Annotated in this window: 19 protein-coding genes and 1 other RNA gene; 1 reads left to right on the plus strand and 19 read right to left on the minus strand. The window is 65.5% G+C overall.

The features are described 5' to 3' along the window. Positions 1-267 precede the first annotated feature (267 nt). Genes M2337_RS14995 through M2337_RS15055 form a run of 13 tightly spaced genes read right to left on the minus strand, consistent with a single transcriptional unit; the run spans position 268 to position 12,405 of the window. Positions 268-1,026: a prepilin peptidase gene (locus M2337_RS14995; protein WP_264570902.1), complete on the minus strand. Its 759-nt coding sequence runs from the start codon at positions 1,024-1,026 to the stop codon at positions 268-270. 7 nt (positions 1,027-1,033) lie between these two features. After that, on the minus strand, positions 1,034-1,756 hold the full coding sequence (gene gspN / locus M2337_RS15000) for a type II secretion system protein N (RefSeq protein WP_264570903.1): 723 nt from the start codon (positions 1,754-1,756) through the stop codon (positions 1,034-1,036). Beyond that, positions 1,753-2,232 (minus strand): type II secretion system protein M, encoded by a 480-nt coding sequence (locus M2337_RS15005; protein WP_264570904.1) that lies wholly within the window; start codon positions 2,230-2,232, stop codon positions 1,753-1,755. The genes gspN and M2337_RS15005 overlap by 4 nt, the downstream gene beginning before the upstream one ends. Then, complete coding sequence (gene gspL, locus M2337_RS15010; protein ID WP_264570905.1) at positions 2,232-3,347, minus strand: type II secretion system protein GspL; 1,116 nt, start codon at positions 3,345-3,347, stop codon at positions 2,232-2,234. Before gspL ends, M2337_RS15005 begins: the two co-directional genes overlap by 1 nt. Then, on the minus strand, positions 3,344-4,384 hold the full coding sequence (gspK, locus tag M2337_RS15015) for a type II secretion system minor pseudopilin GspK (protein ID WP_264570906.1): 1,041 nt from the start codon (positions 4,382-4,384) through the stop codon (positions 3,344-3,346). The genes gspL and gspK overlap by 4 nt, the downstream gene beginning before the upstream one ends. Next, the gene (gspJ, locus tag M2337_RS15020) at positions 4,374-5,039 is read right to left on the minus strand and encodes a type II secretion system minor pseudopilin GspJ (RefSeq protein ID WP_264570907.1); all 666 of its coding nucleotides are present in this window, start codon (positions 5,037-5,039) and stop codon (positions 4,374-4,376) included. The genes gspK and gspJ overlap by 11 nt, the downstream gene beginning before the upstream one ends. Beyond that, positions 5,032-5,478: a GspH/FimT family pseudopilin gene (locus M2337_RS15025; protein ID WP_264570908.1), complete on the minus strand. Its 447-nt coding sequence runs from the start codon at positions 5,476-5,478 to the stop codon at positions 5,032-5,034. Before M2337_RS15025 ends, gspJ begins: the two co-directional genes overlap by 8 nt. Before the next feature lie 26 nt (positions 5,479-5,504). Continuing rightward, positions 5,505-5,915, minus strand: coding sequence for a type II secretion system minor pseudopilin GspI (gspI, locus tag M2337_RS15030; RefSeq protein WP_413716205.1), 411 nt, complete (start codon positions 5,913-5,915; stop codon positions 5,505-5,507). A 40-nt stretch (positions 5,916-5,955) separates the two neighbouring features. Continuing rightward, complete coding sequence (gene gspG / locus M2337_RS15035) at positions 5,956-6,465, minus strand: type II secretion system major pseudopilin GspG (protein ID WP_264570909.1); 510 nt, start codon at positions 6,463-6,465, stop codon at positions 5,956-5,958. A gap of 3 nt (positions 6,466-6,468) precedes the next feature. Then, a complete protein-coding gene (gene gspF / locus M2337_RS15040) occupies positions 6,469-7,716 on the minus strand; it encodes a type II secretion system inner membrane protein GspF (RefSeq protein WP_264570910.1) in 1,248 nt (415 codons plus the stop codon). A gap of 23 nt (positions 7,717-7,739) precedes the next feature. Continuing rightward, entirely contained in the window at positions 7,740-9,353 is a 1,614-nt protein-coding gene (gene gspE / locus M2337_RS15045) for a type II secretion system ATPase GspE (protein ID WP_264570911.1), read from the minus strand. Continuing rightward, positions 9,350-11,542, minus strand: coding sequence for a type II secretion system secretin GspD (gene gspD, locus M2337_RS15050; RefSeq protein ID WP_264570912.1), 2,193 nt, complete (start codon positions 11,540-11,542; stop codon positions 9,350-9,352). Before gspD ends, gspE begins: the two co-directional genes overlap by 4 nt. Then, positions 11,539-12,405, minus strand: coding sequence for a type II secretion system protein N (locus M2337_RS15055; protein ID WP_264570913.1), 867 nt, complete (start codon positions 12,403-12,405; stop codon positions 11,539-11,541). The genes gspD and M2337_RS15055 overlap by 4 nt, the downstream gene beginning before the upstream one ends. A 201-nt stretch (positions 12,406-12,606) precedes the next feature. Here M2337_RS15055 and M2337_RS15060 point away from each other — a divergent pair, with 201 nt between their 5' ends. Further along, the gene (locus tag M2337_RS15060) at positions 12,607-13,233 is read left to right on the plus strand and encodes a prolyl hydroxylase family protein (protein ID WP_264570914.1); all 627 of its coding nucleotides are present in this window, start codon (positions 12,607-12,609) and stop codon (positions 13,231-13,233) included. A 96-nt stretch (positions 13,234-13,329) separates the two neighbouring features. On the opposite strand, the gene M2337_RS15065 is transcribed toward M2337_RS15060, so the two are convergent. The 6 genes from M2337_RS15065 to mscL form a co-directional block, all read right to left on the minus strand. Further along, positions 13,330-15,975: a TonB-dependent receptor domain-containing protein gene (locus M2337_RS15065; RefSeq protein ID WP_264570915.1), complete on the minus strand. Its 2,646-nt coding sequence runs from the start codon at positions 15,973-15,975 to the stop codon at positions 13,330-13,332. A gap of 80 nt (positions 15,976-16,055) precedes the next feature. Beyond that, positions 16,056-17,663: a hypothetical protein gene (locus M2337_RS15070; protein ID WP_264570916.1), complete on the minus strand. Its 1,608-nt coding sequence runs from the start codon at positions 17,661-17,663 to the stop codon at positions 16,056-16,058. Between the two features lie 360 nt (positions 17,664-18,023). Further along, positions 18,024-18,380, minus strand: a complete 357-nt coding sequence (locus tag M2337_RS15075; RefSeq protein ID WP_264570917.1) for a tetratricopeptide repeat protein — start codon at positions 18,378-18,380, stop codon at positions 18,024-18,026. A 272-nt stretch (positions 18,381-18,652) separates the two neighbouring features. Continuing rightward, positions 18,653-19,043: a transfer-messenger RNA gene (gene ssrA / locus M2337_RS15080) on the minus strand. 89 nt (positions 19,044-19,132) lie between these two features. Continuing rightward, complete coding sequence (locus M2337_RS15085; protein WP_264572283.1) at positions 19,133-19,393, minus strand: hypothetical protein; 261 nt, start codon at positions 19,391-19,393, stop codon at positions 19,133-19,135. Between the two features lie 123 nt (positions 19,394-19,516). Further along, the gene (mscL, locus tag M2337_RS15090; protein WP_181560246.1) at positions 19,517-19,945 is read right to left on the minus strand and encodes a large conductance mechanosensitive channel protein MscL; all 429 of its coding nucleotides are present in this window, start codon (positions 19,943-19,945) and stop codon (positions 19,517-19,519) included. Positions 19,946-19,999: the final 54 nt, after the last annotated feature.

Here is a 19,999-nt window from a genome sequence, read left to right on the forward strand (position 1 = left end):
GGGGTCTCAAGAGGCTTGGACAAATTCCGGGATTCGGCGGAAGGCGGATGTTGCGCTCTATTTTTCAAAAGCTGCCTTTCCGGACACGACGCCATTGCGGACCTCCCCTCCGTTCGTCCTGAGTAGCTGCTGAGCCTGTCGAAGCGGCGTATCGAAGGACAAGCCCGTGCGCTGCGATGCTTCGATACGGCTCTTCGATACGCGCCTGCGGCGCACCTCAGACCCTACTCAGCATGAACGGTGAAGTTTGACCCTAACGCATCACCGTCACGGGGCGATGGTCCACGCAAGTAGAGCCGCTAGCGGTGCGGCGAGGCAGAGGAAAGTGCCAAACGGCAAGCGCATGTTCCCGGAGAGCGCGTGCCCCTTCAGACGCAGGATGACAGCCCAGATCAGCCCTCCCACGCTGGCCAGCAGCAGCACGACCGGCAGCAGCTGCCAGCCGAGCCACGCGCCGATCGCGCCGAGCAGCTTGGCATCCCCCAAGCCCAGCCCATCGCGTCCGCGCAGGCGCCGGTAGCTCATGGCCAGCAGGAACAGGCCGATATAGCCGATGGCCGCGCCGATCATGCGATCCGCAAAAGGCGCGGGCACCAGCCATTCGCCCAGGGTGAGACCCAGCACCGCAAGCGGGAGCGTCAAGGCATCCGGCAACCAGAAATGGCGCGCATCCAGCACCGCCAGCGCCAGCAAGATCCACAACGCCACCGCGACCAGCGCGGCAGCGGGCAGCGGTAAAGCCCAAGCGCTCAGGCCGCCGATGAGCGCCGAGCCCACCTCCATGATCATATGCGCCGGATCGATCCGGGCCCCGCAGGTCCGGCACCGGCCCCGCGTCCGCAAGGCGCTGAGCAGTGGAATGAGGTCGATCGCGCCCAGCGTCCGCCCGCAGGCATCGCAGGCCGAGCGCCCGCGGATCACCGACCCGCCCCGCGGCCAGCGGGTCACGATGGCACCGAGAAAACTGCCGGCGATCAGGCCAAGGCCACAGCCCAGCGCCACGCGCAACAGATCGGCCCCCAGCATCGCTTGGTCAGAACCGGCCGACGGTTCGCAGCACCTGCTCGCCATTGACTGCCTGAAAGCCGTTGGCGCCCAGCGCCGCACCGATCAGCGGATCGGTGGTGCGCATGCGCATCGTCGCCTCATAGCTGCCGTCCTGCTTGATCCGCACGAACAGTTGCTCCCGACCGGACTGGCTGACCAGCGGCAACTCAACCGCATCGCCCGCGCAGCGCACCGCGCCAGCAAGGCCATTGGCGAGACCCAGCCCGCTCATGATCGCCGGCACGCGCGCGCGCACCCGCCCTTCCGCCTTGGTGCACATGCCGCCGGAGAAGTGGACGGTCATATCCTCGAACTCGACCCGGCTCACCGGCAGCGGCGCCAGCGGTGCGCCGAGCGCGACCGATCCGGTCACATCGTCCACACCGCGCCGGTTGAGCCCCAGCGTGAAGGCCCCGCTGATATCATCGCGGTCACCCAGCCGCCGCACGATGTCGATGCGCACGCGGCCCACGAACAGCTGGATCGGGCTCAGGAACACATCAACCGTGCCCAGCTGAACCCCACGGATTTGCAGCTCCTCGGCGCCACCCCACCAGATGGGTCCGCGCAGGGATCGGGCGGCGACGCCCATGTCCTTGAGGCCGAACAGCGCGAAGGCCGCATAGAGCGGCCATGTTACCAGCAGCGCGATCAGGAAGATCACGCCGAGCATGATGCGCGCCCGCGTCGTCTGGACCATCGCCATCATGGCCGCGTCTCCTGGAACACGGCCTGTACGGAGACGGTGCCTTCTGCCGCGCCGGGGACGATGCTGATCGTCTGGACCGCAACCCCGTCTGCCTCCAGCCGCGCGATCCATTGCAACAACGGCCCGACGCGCGCCGAGGCGATGTTCACGGACATGCGGCCCTTTCCCTGCTGGTCGGCGCGATCCAGCGTGAAGCCCGCTTCCGCTGCTGTCTGGCCGATGCGTTGATCGACCGCGAGGCGATCGCCCTGGGCACGCTTTTGCGGCTTCTGGCGCAATTCCGCGACCATGGCCCGCACCGACGCATAGCGATCCAGCGCGGCGCCTTGTCGCTCCCAGCCGGCTGCCAGGCCATCATTGACCGGACGCCAGACGCCCAGCCACAGAAAGATCAGCAACGCCACGATGCCCAGCCCCGCCATGAAGCGACGCTCGGCCAGGCTGTGATTGGCCCACCAGGTCCGCAGCCCCTGCATCAGCGCACCACCGTGATATCGGCGACGATCCGCGCGCCGCGCTGCTGAACGGCGTTGGCGCTGATCCGCCAGCCGGCCTCCTGAATGGCGATCAGCACCTCATTGATCTCCTCGGCCTGATTGGCGGACAGTTGCACCCGCAGCGCGCCATCGCTGCCCTGATTGATACTGGTGAGCGTGACATTGGCATTGACCTGCATGGCGCTCATCAGCCCGGCGACCGTGCCGGTGAACCCGCCGCGCCCGCCCCGCGCGCCGAGCAAGGCGGTCACGCGCGCCTCTGCACCGGCCGCATCGGACACCGCAGGATCGACACTTTGCGCGATGGCCACAGTCTGCGCGTCCAGTCGGGAGGCCTCCGCATTCAGCCGAACGATGGTGATGAGCGAGACGATGAGGCTGGCCAGCAGAATGAGCCCGAGCATGATAGCCATGCGCCGCCAGCGATCCTTGCCGAACAAGGCCGGCGCGCGGCGAGCAAAGGCGCCCTGCCGCAGGTCGAGCGGTGGCGTGGCGAGCGCCAGCAGCAGCGCCTCATCGACATTGTCGGGCGGCAAACGAGTTAGCGAGGCCTCGCCGATGATGAGCGGCGCATGCGGCTCGCTGCCATCGAACGCGCTGTCACGCCCGCGCACCACATCCGCGCCGCCAATGGGCGCATGGACGAAGCCGTCCTCGGGCGCCGGCAGCAGCAATGCGGAAGGGACGAGACTTGCCTGCGCGATGCCATGCTCTGCTGCCCAGTCCACCCAATGCGTCATGGCGCTGCGGCTGGTGACGGCGACCACATGCGGCGCATCGGGATCGTCATTGGCGGCAACGGCAGCGTGAAGCTGGTCGCCATCGCCAATGCTCGCCTCCAGCGCCATCAGCCGCGCGGCGGCGGCGCCTTGCTTTGGCGTCATGCCGGGGCAGGCGATGAAGTGGAGCGTCGTCACATGCGGCGGGAGCACCAGCATGGCGTGGCCGACGGCGGGCTCGGTCTCGTTCGCCTGTTCGGGCGGAAACCATTCGGTGCCGCGTCCGCGCCGCACGATCTGCTCGTCCGCCACCCGATACCAGACCGGGGGCGTGTCGCTCTCGCGCGGCAGAACAATGACATAATCGTGCTTCAACTCTCGTCACCCCATTGGCGGCGCATCAGCCGGGCCGGCTGCGTCTCCGCATCGATCAGCACAATCTCACTCACCTGGTCTCCCCCGAGATCCGCCCGCAACGTCGCTTCGAACCAGCGCGTCTTGGCCACGGTCTGGTTCTTCACATCCTCGGGCAACGCAAGCCTGACAAGCTGCGGGAGAGACCAGAAGGCGTTCACGCTGCCATACCCATCCGCAGGGCGCTGCGCCAGCACCTGCCGCGCCTGTTCGAGCCCGAGACCGTCCGGCGCGAGCATGGCCAGCAGCACGGCCTGCCCCGGCAGCAGCGTATTGATGTTGATCGGCGAGAGCCGCGTCGTCGGCAAGGCGCAGACCCACGGGCGGATGCGCTGATAGACCTGCGGCGTCATGGCATTGACCATCAGCAGCTCGCTCGGATCGGCCATCAATGTGTTGGCCGCGCGATAGGGCGGATCGAACCCCGCATAATAATTGTCCTCCGCGCCGCCATTGCCCGGCTCTGAATCGCTGTCGATCCAGTCGGCGGCGGAAATCGCGATTTGCGTGGCGGCATTCTGATCCACGCCGAGCAAACGCATCAGTGCCGCGAACTGAGCGATGCCGACCGGCCGGGCAGCGAGTTGCATGGTGGAGGTATCCCCCTCTACCCCACCTGCCGGTTCCGGCCCCACGACCAGGCTGTTGAGATTGAAGCAGTTGCCGCGATCGACCAGTTGCACGGTCACCGCGCCGCCGGGCACGGAGATGGTCTGGTCGCGGCCCAGCCAGCCGCCCTGCAGGGTCGTGCGATCCGCATTCACCGCCACAAGGTCGCTCACCAGATTGGCCACCATCTGCTCGCCGGTCAGCAGATAGGCGCGGCCCTGATCGGCCGAGACGATGTTGCGGGTCATCCGGCTCGCCAATGTGAGCCGATCCAGCGCGACCGCCGTCACGACCGAAAGAATGGCCACGAGCAGCAGCACCGTGAGCAGCGCAGCGCCCCGCTCACGCGCGGGTATTGCCGCGCTGGCATGAAGGGGGTCAGGGCGCACTGGCAGCCTCCGCCCCTTCAGCCGGCGGCTGATACATGGCCGTGCCGACCGGGAAACGCAGCGTCACCGGCGCGGCGCCCCGGCGCTCCACGGTTATTTCGACGACGGTCGGCAGTTCGGTCGGCCGGGCGGGCGCCCAGCGGTCCTGCCAGGCGCCGTTGCGGGCCCGGTAACGCAGGCTGAGCGCGGTCACATTCTCGAACAGCACGGATGGGGCCGGCGGCTGCGCGCCATCGAGCGCCGGGTAGCCGATGCGTTCCAGCCGCCCGTCCCGCCACCAATATTCGATCTTCTGCAAGGTCGGTCGGCGCAATGTGGCAGGATTGCTCCAGCCCGCGCGCACGAACTGGATCAGCGGCTCCTCGCTCTGCGCGGCGCGGCCGAAAAAAGCCGGCGCGAACGTTCCGGCCTCCGTCCGGCTGATCCGCGTCACAGCCTGCGAGAGATCGGCATCCAGCAGGGACACGCCACGCTGCACATCGGCCAGCGCATCGAGATTGCGGCTGATTGCAGCCTGTCCGTCCACGCTGGTGCGCAACAGCACGACACCGGCCGTCGCGAGCATGGCGAAGATCATCACCGCCACCAGCAGCTCGATGAGGGTAAAGCCATCCTCGCCCGCATGGGCATGGCCAATAGCGCGCGCGTCAGTCACCGCTGGTCACCTTGCCATCCAGCGTCATGCGCACCGGCAGTTTCTGCCCGTCACGCTCCAGCGCAAAATCAAGCGGCTGATCGGCCTGCCCGACGCTGTCGAACATCACCCGCAGGCGCGTCTGCTGGCCGAGCGCGGCGCGGGTCTCGCCGGACCAGTCATGCGCGGCCAGCGGTCCTTCCGTGATCGGCTCCCACTGCCCCTGCGCCCGCCGCTCGAAACCATAAGCGGTGGTGGAGACCCACAGGGCGACCGGGCGTCCGGCGATGACGGCACTGTCCCGCGCGGCGCGCACACGCCCGGCAAAGCGGTCCACATCGCCCGAAACCCGCCCGCGCGGATCGGCCATGGTGAGGACAACCGCGCCCGAGATCAGCCCGATAATCGCGATGACGACCATCAGCTCAACCAGCGTGAAGCCGGCCGTGCTGCGCCTCACAGGAGATGCTGGTGCCCGCCGCCGCATCATTGCGCCGGTCGCCCGAAGGTGAGCACGGCGGGCGACTGGCCCGGCCCGGCATCCACGCGCACCGTCACAATGAGCAAGCGCCCGTCTTCGCCCTTGGCGACCCGCTGGATCCACGGCCATTTGCGGCCGCCATTCTCGGCCACGCCGTTGCTGGCGCCCAGCGCTGGCGGCTGCGGATCGGTCATTCGTTCGATCATGAGGTTGCGCGCGACGATCTGCGCCATGGTCCGGCTGTTGAGATCGACCGAGGTCCGCGCCGAGACGCCCTGCAGACGCACCAGCGCCAGAGCGGCGAGGCTGAAGATAGCGAGGGCGACCAGCATTTCCAGCAAGGTGAAGCCGGCGGATGCGCACGCGCGGCGCGGCATGGGCAAGCCCTGCCGATGACCGGGCGTGCCCCGCCTCATGCCTCAATATCCCTGACGGACCGGCGCCGGTGCGCTGCCCTTAAAGATCGCTCGAATAGATGTCGGCATTCTCGCCCTCGCCTCCTGTCTGGCCATCAGCGCCCAGCGAATAGACGTCGAAGGCGCCATGGCGGCCGGGCGCGGCATATTGATAAGGCTTGCCCCACGGGTCGTTCGGCAGCTTCTTGACATATCCGCCGACGCGATAGCGCTCCGGCTGGGCAAGGCCCGGCGGCGGCGCGGTCAGCGCGTTCAGGCCATCGCTGGTGCTGGGATAAGTGAGATTATCCAGCCGATATTGCTCCAGGGCGGATTCAATGACGGAAATATCCGCTTTCGCCTTGGCGACGTTGCTGGTGCCGAGCGCACCGAATACGTTGATCGCCACGATGGTGCCGAGCAGGCCGATGATGACGATCACCACCAGCAGCTCAATGAGCGTGAAGCCCTGCTCGCTCGGCCGCTGCGGCCCCCGCAGGGCAGGCCCGAAGGATCGCGACCGCCGTGCCTTGCGGCGAAGGGAGGAGGCAAGAAAACGCGCGAACTTCATGAGTCAGACTCCGGCACCGGTGAGATTCTGCAATTGCATGATGGGCAGCAGAATCGAGAGGATGATGATCGCCACGATACCACCCATCAGGATGATGATCAGCGGCTCCAGCATGGAGAGCGCCGCAGCGGTGAAGCTGTCGAACTCGCGCTCCAGATATTCGGCGGCGCGCTCCAGCATCAGGTCGAGCTGGCCGGCGCTTTCGCCGCTGGCCGCGAGATAGACGAGCAGCGGCGGGAACACATCGGCGCGACGCATCGCAGCGGAAAGACTGCCGCCGCCGCGCACCGACTCCACGATCTCGCTCGTCGCAGCCCGCAACACGCGGTTGTGGATGGTCGGCACGGTGAGCGAGAGGCCTTCCATCACCGGCAGGCGGCTCTGCACCATCGTTGCCAGCGTGCGGGCCATGCGCGCGGCGTGCAGATCGCGCAGCAGCCGGCCGACGAACGGCACGCCAAGCAGCATCGCGTCGGCACGCAGGCGCACATCCTCATTCTTGAGCGCCCGCCAGCCGATCAGACCGAGCGCGACCAACAGGATGAGGATCGCCCACCACCAGCTTGCCAGCATGTTCGAGATGCCCATCACGATGCGGGTGAGCAGCGGCAGTTGCTGGCCCAGCGTATCGAACTGTTCCACCACCAGCGGGACGACGAAGATCATCAGCGAGATGATGACGATCACCGCGAACGCCGCGAGAACGGTGGGATAAGCCAGCGCCGTCAACAGCTTGGAGCGCATCACGGCCTGCCGTTCCAGCAAGACCGCCAGCCGCTCGGTAAGCATCGGAAGACTGCCGGAGCGCTCCCCCGCCGCGATCATCGCGCGATAGAGGCCGGGGAAGCTGCGCGGGTCCATGCCCATCGCCTCTCCCAGCGTGCGTCCCTCGACCACGCCCTGATGGACCCGCGAGACGATCTCGCGCACATGGGGCTTCTCGCTCTGCCGGGTGATCGTGCGCAGCGCTTCTTCCAGCGGCGAGACCTGCGCCAGCGTGGAGAGCTGACGCGTGAACAAGGTGAGATCCTTGTTTGAGAGCCGATTGCGCTCGAAGCTCAGCAGGCTGCGCGCCGGCCGGACCTTGCCTTCGGCCTTGGTGCCCGACGAACCCCGCCCCTCGCCGATGCGCACCACGAACAGCTTCTTCGCCGCCAGCGCGCTGCGCGCATCGGTGGCGGTTTCCGCGCGGATCAGCCCGCGCTTCTCCCGCCCGGCGCCGTCGATGACGACATAGTCGAACTCAGGCATGGCCGCTCTCGGGCATCGCGATTTCAGGCATCGACCGCTTCGTGCCGCGAAATGCGAATCGCTTCTTCCGCGCTCGTCTCGCCGCTCAGCACCAGCGCCCGCGCGGCGGAAACTAGATTGGGGGCATTGAGATAGGCGTGGCGAGCAATGCGCGATTCATCGCCGCCCTCGTTGATCATCCGGCGGATCGTCTCGTCCACGCGAATGGCCTCGAACACGCCGATCCGGCCCTTATAGCCGCTATTGCCGCACTGGTCGCACCCGCGCGGGCGATAGATTAGCGTACCCTCGTCAATGCCGAGCAGCGCGCTGACCGACTTGTCCGCCGGCACCTGCTCGCGACAGTGCGGGCACAGCCGCCGCACGAGCCGCTGGGCGATGACCGCGCGCAGCGTTGAGGCGAGCAGGAACGGCTCCACCTTCATGTCGCGCATCCGGGTGATCGCGCCCACCGCATCATTGGTGTGGACGGTCGAGAGCACGAGGTGGCCTGTGAGCGAGGCTTGCACGGCGATTTCCGCCGTCTCCCGGTCGCGAATTTCGCCGACCATCACCACATCGGGGTCCTGGCGCAGAATGGCGCGCAGACCGGCGGCGAAGGTCAGGCCAACCTTGGCATTGACCTGCGTCTGGCCGACACCCTCGATGGCATATTCCACCGGATCTTCCACCGTCAGGATATTGCGGCTGCCGTCATTCAACTGGCGCAGGCCCGCATAAAGCGTCGTCGTCTTGCCGCTACCGGTCGGGCCGGTGACGAGGATGATGCCGTTCGGCTCCTCCAGCGCGCGACGGAAGACGCCATCGGCCGTGCCAGTCAGCCCGAGCACATCGAGCGAAATGCCGGCATTCTCCTTGTCGAGGATACGCATGACGACGCGCTCGCCCGCCCGGCTGGGCAAGGTCGAGACGCGCACGTCCAGCAGCTTGCCGCCCAGCGTGAGGCCGATGCGACCATCCTGCGGCACGCGCCGCTCGGCAATGTCCAGCCGCGCCATCACCTTGATTCGGCTGACGACGACCGGCGCGACATGCGGCGGCATCCGCAGCGTCTCGGTCAGCACGCCATCCCTGCGCATCCGCACGACGAGGCCTGTCTCATAAGGCTCGATATGGATATCGCTGACGCCCTGCCGGGCCGCTTCGGCGAGAATGCCGTTGATCAGGCGGATCGCCGGGGCGTCGTCGCCGCTGTCGAGCAGATCCTCGGCGGTCGGCAGGTCGCCCGCGATGAAATCGAGATCGTCCCCGCCCATGGCGAGCGAGCCGGCCATCGCCGCTGCCGAGCCTTCCATGGCGTAATGGTTGGAGAGATGCTTGTCGAAATCCTGCTGGCTGACGATCGAGACATCGAAGCTGCGGGCAAGATGCCGCCGCACCTCCACCAGCACGCGCGGATCGGCGCCCTCCCGCATCGCGACGGCAAGGCGGGGTTGCGCGGCATCCGCATCGGCCTTGTCCGCCACTAGCACCACGCCATGCTTGCGCGCGAAGGCATAGGGAATATCGACCGGCAAGGTCTCGTGAACCAGCGGTGCGGGTTCGTCAGATGCCTGCACCGGCACAGCGGGTTCATCCAGTGCCGGCACCGGCAAGGGCGCGCCTTCGGCCTGAGCGGGGCGCTCAGGCTCGCTCATGGCACGTCCGTCGTCTTGACTGCGCCGGGCCGCACGACCTGCTGGGAGCGCACCTCCTGCCCGGTTGTGATCCGCCCGTCGACCACCTGATCGCCGGGCTTGGGCTCGGCGACCGGCGGCGTCGTGCCCAGATATTCGCGCACGAGCTGATCGATGGACGGCTCGACATCCGGGTTGGCGAGCATCTGCTGGCCGCGAATATAGCCATAGCGCTGGGCGGTCATCTTGCGCGCATCGGCGCGACTGCCGAGGATCGTCGGGCGGATGAAGACCATGAGGTTGGTCTTGGCCTTCGCCCGGCTGCGCGACTTGAACAGCTCACCGATCAGGGGAATGTCCCCCAGCAGCGGGATCTTCTCGATCGTCCGGCGTTCATTCTCGTCGAGCAGGCCGCCAATGGCGAGGATATCGCCATTATCGACCAGAACCGTCGTCTCGAACTCGCGCTTGTTGATGATGAGATCGCTGCTGTTGTTGGAGACCGGTCCGGCGACGCTGCTGACCTCCTGCTTGATGAACAGCTTGATCGTCCCTTCCGAGCTGATCTGCGGCGTCACGTCGAGCATGATGCCGACATTCTGCCGCTGCACGGTGCGGAACTTGTTATCGAAATTGGGGCTGAGCGCCTCGCCCGTCGCAACCGGCACTTCCTGCCCGACGAGCATCTTGGCCTGCTGGTTATCGAGCGTGGTGATGTGCGGCGTCGAGAGGATGTTGCTCTCGGTATCCGACTGGACGGCGTTGATGATCGCGCCGAACACGCCGTTGCTGCCCAGTTCCGTCGCGATGCCGCCAAAGCCGCCGCGCGCCGCTGCCAGCGAATCGACGGCCGCGCTCTGGAGCTGATTGGCAAGGCCGCTATTCTCGGTCGTCGTGGTCGTGGTGCGCGTACCGTCCGGCGCCACCACCACCGTTTCCGTCTGGCTCAGATTTCGGGCGGCAAGCGCGCCGGCCAGCGTCAGGATGTTCGGGCTGGCATTGGAATAGTTCGTCGCGGCAAAGCCGGTCGACGTGCTGCCGACAAGGAACTGCACGCCGAGTTGCCGCGCGGCATTGTCGCCGATTTCGACGATGATCGCTTCGACCAGCACCTGATCGCGACGGGTATCGAGCTGGCGGATCACTTCGCCGAGCATCCGCTGCGTGTCGCCATTGGCCGCGACGATCACTGCATTGGCGCCCTCATAGCGCGTTACGACCGCGGGGCCGCGCCCGATGCCGCTTCCGCTGGCCGCCGTGGCCGCAGCGGGGGTCGAGACCGGCGCTGCGGACGCCGCCGGCGCGCTCCCAGCCGCAGCCGGCGTGCTCGACCGCGTGGGCGCCGAGGGCGTCTCCGACACCACCCCGGCCTGACCCAGCAACTGCTGCAGCACCGGCAACATCTTGTCGGCATCGGCATGTTGCAGCCAGTAGACGCGAATTTCCGTGCCGGAAGCCGCACGCCCGTCGATATCCCGCACCATCGCGGCGAGGCGCTGCACGGTCGTCGCGTCGCCGCGCAGGGCGATGCTGTTGGAACTGTCGATCGCGACGATGGTCGCGCGGGACGGCGCGCCCTCCTCGCCCGCAAGCAGCCCTTGCAGCGACGTCGCGATCTCGCGCGCGCCGGCATTTTTCAGCGTGATGAGCTGCGTGGTCGATCCGTCCGTATCCACCTGCGCGAGCACCTGCCGGATGCGCCGGATATTGTCGGCATAATCCGCCACCACGATGGAGCGGCCGGAGCGGTTGGCGGTGATCGAGCCATCGCGGCTGACCAGCGGGCGCAGCGTTTCCAGCGCAGACTGCGCGTCAATGGAACGCAGGCGGATGACTTCGGTCACGAACTGGTTGCTGTTAGCGGCCCGGCCCACCTGCCCCGGCTGGCCCGCCGCGCCCTCGACCGGCTGGATGCGGAACGCACCGCCCGCGGCAGGCACGGCGACCAGCCCGTTGGCGCGGAGCGTCGAGAGGAATATCTCGAAATATTCCGAGCGCGACAGCGGCCGGTCCGTCACAACCGAAACCTTGCCCTGCACCCGATTGTCGATGATGAAGGTGCGCCCGGTCACCCGCGCCGCATCCTGAATGAAGGCGCGCACATCGGCATCCCGCACATTCAGCGTCAACTGGCCGACCGCCGGCACGGCGAGCAGCAGCGCGATCATGGCGCTGCCGGCGAAACGGCGGAATTTGGGAAGCAGGGTCATTGGCGTTCCGGGAGATTGAGTGAGATGGGCACGGTGGAGGCACCGCGCTCGACCATGAGGGACAGGCGCGCGCCGGGCCGGAGCGCCGCCTGCAACTGGGCGATGTCGCCCATGGACGTGACCGGCCGCCCGTTGATCTGCACAATGATGTCGCCGGGCCGAAAGCCGACCTGTGACAGTGCGCCGCTATCGCTGCCGGCGTTGAGGACGATGCCGGTGACTTTCCCGTCCTGATTGCGCGGCGCCATGTTGACCGCCTTCATCACCGAATCGGGCGTCAACGCCGCGGCAGGCGCCTGTGGGCCGGCGCCGGTCGTCATCTCCGGCGGCATGGCAGGGCCGCCCTCGGCCGGCGGCGCGGGCACCACGGGCGCGTCGCCACCGGACTGATCGATGTAAAGCGTCTCGCCGACACCGCCGCGCTCGATGACGACATGATCGAACTGCACGGCCTTCAGGATGATGCCCGGGGCGATCTGATCGCCCACGGCATAGCTGGCCTGCTCGCCCGCCTCATTGGCGATGATCGCCGAGCCCTGGCCCGACGCCTCGTTGAGACGGATGCCGAACAGGCGGAACGGCAGGGACGTGACTTGCTGCACGCCACCCCCAGCGCTCGCGCCGTTGCGGAAGAACGGATCGAAGCCGGCGAACAGGGCGGTTCTGGCATCGGCGGAGACGAGCACGGGCTCGCGCGCGCGCCAGTCGCCGAACAGGCCGACCGGCGTGCCGAGCGCCCAGAGCAGCCGGGCGATCTGAATGATGAGGACGACGAGCAGCACCGCCTCGATCCATTGACCGAGGCTGGAAGAACCGGCGGGCCGGCCCTGTCGCGCGCGCCGAATGAGATCGGTCCACCGCATCCTAGATTTGATGCCCTCCAGCAAAGCAAGCGCTGCCTATGCGCGGTGTATGACTGATCCGTTTCACCATGGTTACCAAAAAATGACAACCGGCGCTGAGATGCGCCGAATGGCCGGTCGAACGCCGTCTACCCCGCAAAAATAATCGCCGTGGAGCGGTTGATCCGGCTCCGCTCCCGTTGCTAGACGCACCGTTCAGCCATGTCGATGCTCGACGCACCTCTTCTTGCCGGTCAGCCGGGCATTCAGCGCCTCCCTCGGCGCGACCTCACGCTGTTCGTGAAGAAGGGTTTTCTCGATTCGGACGAATGCGCAGGGCTGATCGACCGCATCGAAGCCAACCGCCGGCCTTCCACCATCGCCGACGATCTCGGCTATGAAGCCTTCCGCACCAGCGAGACCTGCGATCTGGAGGATAGCGACCCCTTCGTCGCCGCGATCAACGCCAAGCTCGCGGCCTATAGCGGCATCGATCCCGCGCAGGGCGAGCAGCTGCAGGGGCAGCGCTACGCCGTGGGTCAGGAATTCAAGGCGCACACAGATTATTTCGAGCCGGGCGGTATGGATTTTGAGCGCTACTGCGGTCGATCGGGCAACCGCACCTGGACGTTGATGGTCTATCTCAACCAGCCCGCCGCCGGCGGCGCCACGCGCTTCACCCAGGTGGACAAGATGATCCAGCCGGAAACCGGCAAGCTGGTCGCCTGGAACAATCGCCTGCCGGACGGGACAATGAACCCGGCCACCATCCATCACGGCATGAAGGTGCGCTCGGGCGTGAAGTACATCATCACGAAATGGTATCGCGAGCGCCTCTGGGCGGGTTAAGCCCGGCGCGGTCCCCATCCCGATCAAGCCCGCGCGCGAAAAAGGGCGACCATGGGGCCGCCCTCCTTCGTTCACGCTATGGGTGCGTCAATCGGATCAGAAATTGACGCTGAACGATGCCTCGAAGCTCGTGCCGGGCTTGTAGAGATTGTAGTAGACCCGGTTCACGCCGTTATCCTGAAATTCCTTGTACTTGGTGCCTGTGATGTTGCGCACCTCCAGCTTCAGCTCGCTTTCAACCCGGCCGAGCTGGATGCCCTGCCGCGCCACGAAATCGACCGTGAAGCCCGGCTGCTCGACAATGTCCGGCTGGCCGGAGAAGCCGCGCCGCGTCACGCGCTGGCTGGCATAGTTGATGAGGAAGGTCTGCTGCGATAGGCGCGACGTGTCTTCGAGCCCGATCTGCATGTTGAGCAGGTGATCGGACTGGCCGGTGAGCGACGCGCCATCGCGGAACACGTTGGTCGCGACCTGCGGCGGCACGCCGTAGATCATCACCTGATCGTCCGCCTTCACCTTCAGCTTTGAGCGCGAATAGGTGTAGTTGAGGATCGTCACCACGCGCCGGTCCGGCGCCATGTCACCCAGCGACCAGTATTTCTGCGTCTCGAACTCGACGCCATAGAGATTGGCCTTGGGCGCGTTGGCAAAGCTAGTGGTGAAGCTGTTGTCGCCGACGGGCGAGATGTAGGTCTCGATCGGGCGGTCGATCTTCTTGTAGAAACCCGCCAGCGAGATGCGCTGATCCCGCGCGAAATACCATTCGTAGCGCAGTTCGGCGTTGAACAATTCGCTATCGACCAGCAGCGGATTGCCCTGGAAGGACGTGTTGGTCTCCGGATCGTAATAGGATTGGAAGATCAACTCGCGGAACTGCGGCCGGGCGATGGTCTTGGAGGCATTGGCGCGCACCTGCATATCGCCGAACGCGTAAGTGAGCGTGGCGGTCGGGAGCCAATAGTCCTTCTTGAGCCCCGTCGAGGCATTGGAACTGCTCGGAACGCTGAACACCTGGATCGGCCGCACCGCTTCAAAACCGCGCTCGTAGCGAACGCCGGCGTTGAGATCGAGGCCGTCCATGAGCGTCGCCTGGATCTGGCCATAGGCGCCATGCACTTTCATGCGGGCGCGGAAGGCCGGATCGGTCTCGGTCGTCTCGAAGAGCTGGTAGCCGAAATATTTTGCGAGGTCGCCGTCCAGCAGCAGATCGGGGCGGAGAGCGCCCACGCCAGCCGGGAAGCTGCCCGGCGCCTGGATGCGGAAGTCGCGCCGCTCGGAGGTGCGGATCGTCTTCATATAGGCATAGCCCACAGTCGCCCGCACAGTCGGCAGCAGCGGGTAGGACAGGTCGATCCCGCCCGAGAGCAGGTTCTCGTTCAAGTCCGAAAAGGAGAAATTGGCCGTACCCACCTGCCCGCTCAGGCGGTTGATGTACTGATCGCCGAACGGATCGATGCTGGTCGGCGCGTTGGTGCGGACATAGGTGAAGCCGAGCTCGTAGGGCGCCTCGCGCTGCGAATTGGCATAGCTGCCGCGCAGATCGACCTTCAGCTCGCCAAAGCGCAGCTCGCCAACCAACTGGGTGTTGATGAGCTGGCGCTCATACCAGGCGGTATCCTGATTGAGGAAATCGAACCCGGCGGACGCCGCGATCTGGCCGTTGGAGAGCCGCGCCTGCTTGATCGTGTCGCGAATGTAGAGGTTGGTCCAGCGCAGCTTCTGCTCGCCAAATTCCAGGCCAAAGCCGAGCAGGCCGTTGACGACCACGCGGTTGTCGGTCGCGACCGTGTAGAAATCGCTTCCGAGCTGCGACAGGTCCAGGCTGGCGGCTGACTGCTGGAGAATGTCGCGCGTGCGCCACTTGCTGCTCCAGCCGGCGCTGGCAATGACGCCGAGCGTCGACCCGCCAAGATCCAGGCTGGTGCCGGCGCTCAATGCCACGCTGCCGCTCGGCGGCATGTTGAAGTTGCGCTGGACGATGGCGTTCCGGCCGTTTGCGATCTGGCCGATGATGGCTGCCTGATCGACGCCCACGTCGCTGATCTTGGCGCCGCTGGCGAAAAACTGGGCCAGCGCCGGCGGCGTATCGCGCGCGCCATTGTCAAAGCCCGACCAGTCGGTGCGCGAGCCATAATAGGTATAGCCCAGGCGACCCGTGGTCTCGCTGTTGAAGCTGAGCCCGCCCGAGACGCTGAGGAAGGAGTCATCCGGGATCGCGCGGGTCGTGAGGTTGATCACGCCGCCACCGAACTCGCCGGGGAAATTGGCCGAATAGCTCTTCTGCACCAGCGACGAGGCGACGAGGCTGGTCGGGAAGAGATCGAGCGGGACGACACGCTTGAGCGGCTCGGGGCTCGGCAGTGGCGAGCCGTTGAGCAGCGCCAGCGAGTAGCGATCGCCCAGACCGCGCACATAGACATAGCCGTTGCCGACCACGCTGAGGCCGGTCACGCGCCCGAGAGCGCCGGCAATGTCACCCTCGCCGGTGCGGGCAATCGCTTCGGCCGAGAGCAGGGACACGACGGCAGGCGCCGATCGCTCGATGTTCGCGCCGCGACGGCCGGTGACGATGATGTCGCCGCCGCCGGGAATGGAAACCTCTGCGGCATCGGCGGGTGCAGCCGCCGCTTCGCTCGCGCCGTCGGCGGTCTGCGCGGCATCCATGTCCTGAGCCCAGGCGGCGGATGCGGTCAATGCGGTTGTCACGAGCAGCAGACCCGCGAAACGGAGCGGCGTCACCATCGATAGTCCCCTTAAATCACTGTGGAGAGAGGCGGGCGGGTGCGCTGCGCATCCACCCGCCTCCATTGTCATCTATTGTGTCAGGCGGTCGGCAGCGACGTGCAGGCGCGGGTGGTGTCCGAGCCGTTGTCAAAGGTCGCCGTGCCGGAATTGCAGGTCCAACCCTGGTACCAGCTGTCATTGGCGTCCTTCACCGCGCCGATGTAGTTCACCGCCGTGAAGAAGGAGCCGAGGGTCGTCACGTCGAAGGCGCTGACGCCATTCTCGGTGGTGCCGTTGACGAACACGCTCACCAGCGACGGGGTATAGGCTGCGCTATTGTTTGTGCCGGCCTGGAAGATGGCCTGCACGTCAGCCGCCGTCACGCTGTTCTTCCCGAAGAAGGCACCGCTGGACGGGCACTGCATCTGCACCGAGCGGAAAACGGGCGCGCCGGCTTCGTCGGTTGCGGCATCGACCGTGGCAGAAGCCGTCGCGGCCTGGCTGATGCCGAGGCAGGGGAAGTTCGGGCTGATGACGATGCTGTTGACCAGCGTGTAGTCGGCCGCACCACGGATGTAGACTAGCGCGCCGTTGCTGTTGGCCGTCGAACGACCGATGAACGTGGCGTTGGACACCTTGGTGTTCTGGCGCGGCGTGTTGGTGGTGAAGGCATTGTCGCTGTCCGCCTCGATGAACGAGTCGCCGGCGCCGCCGCCAGCGCGGTGGATGCCGAGGACGAACTGGATGTTCGCCTTCACGCCCGTGTCAGTGTCGAGGATGTCGTCCTCAGCGCCCGTCGACACGAAGTGCTTCATATTCACCACGCCACCGAAAGCTTCGACCGCATCGTCCGAGCTGTTGTGGCTCTGGATGTGATCGAGGGTCGTGGCCGAGCCGACACCGCCCAGCGTGAGCGACTGGAGCTCCGAGTTCGCGCCCAGCACATAACCAGAGTAGCGGATCTGGACGTAACGCATCGTACCGCTGTTATCCGCCACGATCTGACCGCCGAAATAGGCCGGGTCAGCCGCGCCCTCGGTCTGACGATAGCAATCATTGGAGCCCGGGGTCGCGCCGCCGATGGCGCAATCGGTGGTCGGCGCACGGCCGAGCAGCACAACGCCGCCCCACTGACCCGACTTGGAGTCGTCATTCAGACCAAGCACATTGTCGCGGCTGGTGAAAATGATCGGCTTTGCGACGGTGCCGACAGCGTTGATCTTGTTGCCGCGATTGACCGCCAGCCAGGACACACCGGTGCCGCCATAGACGATCACGCCAGGCTCGATCGTCAGCGTGACAGCGGGGATCGTGCAGCCAGAGGGGACCAGCGCATCCGAAGGACCGCGATCGCAACCGACATCGACTCGACCGGGGAGTTGATACAGCAGGCCGGAGACCTTGGGCAAAGTCACGTTCGCGCGAATTTGTGCCGGAAGGCTGCAGACGCGCCAGGTGCCGGTGGAGCCCGTGATCGTGCCTGCGTCGGTCAGTCCCTGCGGGTCCGCAATCGTGGGGCACCCGGCAGCCGGCGTTACGCTCGTAGTCGGCGTAGGTGTCGGCGTCGGCGACGGGGTGGGTGTCGGGTTGACGATGACATTGCCGCCCGTACCCGGCGACGCGATATCCTGCGCACCGCAACCGGCGAGCAGCGGCAGGGCCACGCCTGCCAGCATGAAGTTGATAGTCCGATTGATCAGTTTCATCGTCGTCTCCGCTGCCGGATGTTCCGGATTTCGATTGCAGGACGGCCAACGGGAGTAGCGACTCTGTGAAGTCCCCCTTGCGCCCTCGGCGCGGCAGCTAGGCGATGAGTGTGACAGCGGGATGCAATCCCCGCGTCATCCGCGTGACGGATTCATGTCAGTTTTATTGCAGGCGCTTGGGGCAGCGGCCGACCACATGGACAAGGCCGCGAACATCCGCCCAGCTTTCGGAAGCGAGAAGATGTACGGCATTGGAGCTGCCGGTGGCGGGCTCGCCGTACCCCTCAATAGAAAAAGGTGCGCAAGACCTGCGTCCGCGCACCTTCTCGTGATGATGTCCGGCCGGGAGCCGGATCGGCTTCAGTGCTGATCGAGGCGCGCCAGCAGAGTGCGGGCGACGGCGTGGCTCGAATAGCTGGCGCCATCGGCCAGATCGAGCTGCTCGGCGGGCAGCGACTGAACGCGCATCAGCGCCTCGCGCGCCTCGGCCTTGCGCTGCGTACGCGCATAGACCGTCGCGATATTGATGAGCCGCGCGGGATCGGCAGCATCGGTCATGCTGGCCGGTTGCAACAGCCGCTCGGCTTCATCCAGATTTCCGGCAGAAATGGCGGTGGCGGCGTAGCTGCCCGTGGCGCCGCCGGTCTGGGCGATCGCGCCTGTGCAGCCCAGTGCCGCGAGCGCGGCGCCTCCTGCAACCAAAATCTTGAAATTCATGACAATTCCTCTCGTATCTTTTGAAATCTGACCGAGAGTATTTCAGTTTTATGACTCGCTATCAATATTCGAACAAAAATTTTTAAATTCACAAAATCATAAGGATAGTCATCATATTTGGTATGTACGTACGAGAGGAGCATTTTGTCATAATTCTGTAATATTCATGATTCTGTGCTTCGCAGCATCGCTCGGGGCCCACAATCTCCAGAGCCGCGCGAAGCAGCGCCCCACAGAAGTCGGGTCTTCAAAAGCTGTGCGAGAAGGGCTGAGGTGGGGAGCTTCTGTTGCCCGGCGCTCCCCGTGCCGCTGGAATCCGATTCTGTTGCCCGGTTCGGTCCAACCGCGTTCTGTTAGGGTAATGTCAGGCCGTGAGGCCCTCAATTACGCTGCAAGAGCAAGTGCTTCGTTATCGTTGGCACTTATGGGTTTTGAGCCTTGAACGGGTTACTCAGCCCGGGCAAAAACAGCGTTTTTCAACACACGTCGATCCTAGTTCGGCCCCGTCAGGAACAGTTCTTCCTGAAAGGAAGAGCCACTTCTGGTGGAGCCGCCGGGTACCGCCCCCGGGTCCGCTGCGCCTATTACACGCCGCAGTTTATCGCCATAGCCGGACAAGCCGGCAGATCCTCATATAGGGATCAATTCGCGGTTGAGAAGCCCGCAGACGCAAACAGCCCGGCATAATCCCTGTGGACTATGCCGGGCCGGTCGAACCAAACGCTCAGCGAGCGTTCAGATCAATTGGCAATTCACTTGGCCGCGTCGATCGCGTCAGCCTTCTCGTCGCCCATGTTCCGCACGGCATCCGCACGATTTTCAAGACGATCCACGGCGTTTTCCGCGCGGTCTTCAGCAGCGCCGTTCATGTGGTCGCTCGCCTGCTCAAGCTGGTCAGCCTGGTTGTCAATCGCGTCCGCCCGGTTGTCATAGGCATCTTCGACGTTCTGCGCTTCCTTGGAATCGCATGCGGCCAGCGTCAGGGCTACGCCTGCAGCGGCAAGGATCATCATGGGTTTCACGCGTCTGTCTCCTGTTAGGTCCCGCCATCTGTCACGAGACTGCAAACAAAACCCCCGCAGCGACAAAGGTTCCCGGCTCGGCAACCTTTCGTTCACCCCAATGCGACGGACCGATCAGGGCTTCGCCTTCAGAACGTCGCGGATTTCCTTGAGAAGATCGACCTCGGAGGGGCCAGCAGGCGCTGCGACTTCCTCTGCTTTTTTCTTAACGAAGAAGCGGTTGGCCTGCCGCACGATCAGGAAAATGACGAACGCCAAGATGAAGAACTTGATCACCGCCGTGATGAACGAGCCATAAGCGAACACCGGCACCGCCGCGGCCTTCATGGCCTCCAGCGTGGGCTCCGTCCCGGCGGGGACGGCGGCCAGCGGAACGAAGTAGTTGGAGAAGTCCAGGCCGCCGAGCAGCGCGCCAATGACCGGCATGATGAGATCGTCCGTCACCGAACTGACGATGGCGCCGAAGGCCGCGCCGATGATGACGCCCACGGCGAGATCGAGGACATTGCCCCGTGCGATGAAGGCTTTGAATTCGGTCAGCATCGTGTTTCTCCCCTGCCGTCTGCGGGCTGCTGATGATGATGGATTTGGATGATG

It is taken from the genome of Sphingobium sp. B2D3A (genome assembly GCF_025961795.1).
Taxonomy (GTDB): domain Bacteria; phylum Pseudomonadota; class Alphaproteobacteria; order Sphingomonadales; family Sphingomonadaceae; genus Sphingobium.

Coding starts and splice junctions, on each gene's coding strand:
- M2337_RS14995 (WP_264570902.1), bottom strand. CDS start 1,026: ATGCTGGGGGCCGATCTGTTGCGCGTGGCGCTGGGCTGTGGCCTTGGC.
- gspN (WP_264570903.1), bottom strand. CDS start 1,756: ATGATGGCGATGGTCCAGACGACGCGGGCGCGCATCATGCTCGGCGTG.
- M2337_RS15005 (WP_264570904.1), bottom strand. CDS start 2,232: ATGCAGGGGCTGCGGACCTGGTGGGCCAATCACAGCCTGGCCGAGCGT.
- gspI (WP_413716205.1), bottom strand. CDS start 5,915: ATGAGGCGGGGCACGCCCGGTCATCGGCAGGGCTTGCCCATGCCGCGC.
- gspG (WP_264570909.1), bottom strand. CDS start 6,465: ATGAAGTTCGCGCGTTTTCTTGCCTCCTCCCTTCGCCGCAAGGCACGG.
- gspF (WP_264570910.1), bottom strand. CDS start 7,716: ATGCCTGAGTTCGACTATGTCGTCATCGACGGCGCCGGGCGGGAGAAG.
- gspE (WP_264570911.1), bottom strand. CDS start 9,353: ATGAGCGAGCCTGAGCGCCCCGCTCAGGCCGAAGGCGCGCCCTTGCCG.
- gspD (WP_264570912.1), bottom strand. CDS start 11,542: ATGACCCTGCTTCCCAAATTCCGCCGTTTCGCCGGCAGCGCCATGATC.
- M2337_RS15055 (WP_264570913.1), bottom strand. CDS start 12,405: ATGCGGTGGACCGATCTCATTCGGCGCGCGCGACAGGGCCGGCCCGCC.
- M2337_RS15060 (WP_264570914.1), top strand. CDS start 12,607: ATGTCGATGCTCGACGCACCTCTTCTTGCCGGTCAGCCGGGCATTCAG.
- M2337_RS15065 (WP_264570915.1), bottom strand. CDS start 15,975: ATGGTGACGCCGCTCCGTTTCGCGGGTCTGCTGCTCGTGACAACCGCA.
- M2337_RS15070 (WP_264570916.1), bottom strand. CDS start 17,663: ATGAAACTGATCAATCGGACTATCAACTTCATGCTGGCAGGCGTGGCC.
- M2337_RS15075 (WP_264570917.1), bottom strand. CDS start 18,380: ATGAATTTCAAGATTTTGGTTGCAGGAGGCGCCGCGCTCGCGGCACTG.
- M2337_RS15085 (WP_264572283.1), bottom strand. CDS start 19,393: ATGATGATCCTTGCCGCTGCAGGCGTAGCCCTGACGCTGGCCGCATGC.
- mscL (WP_181560246.1), bottom strand. CDS start 19,945: ATGCTGACCGAATTCAAAGCCTTCATCGCACGGGGCAATGTCCTCGAT.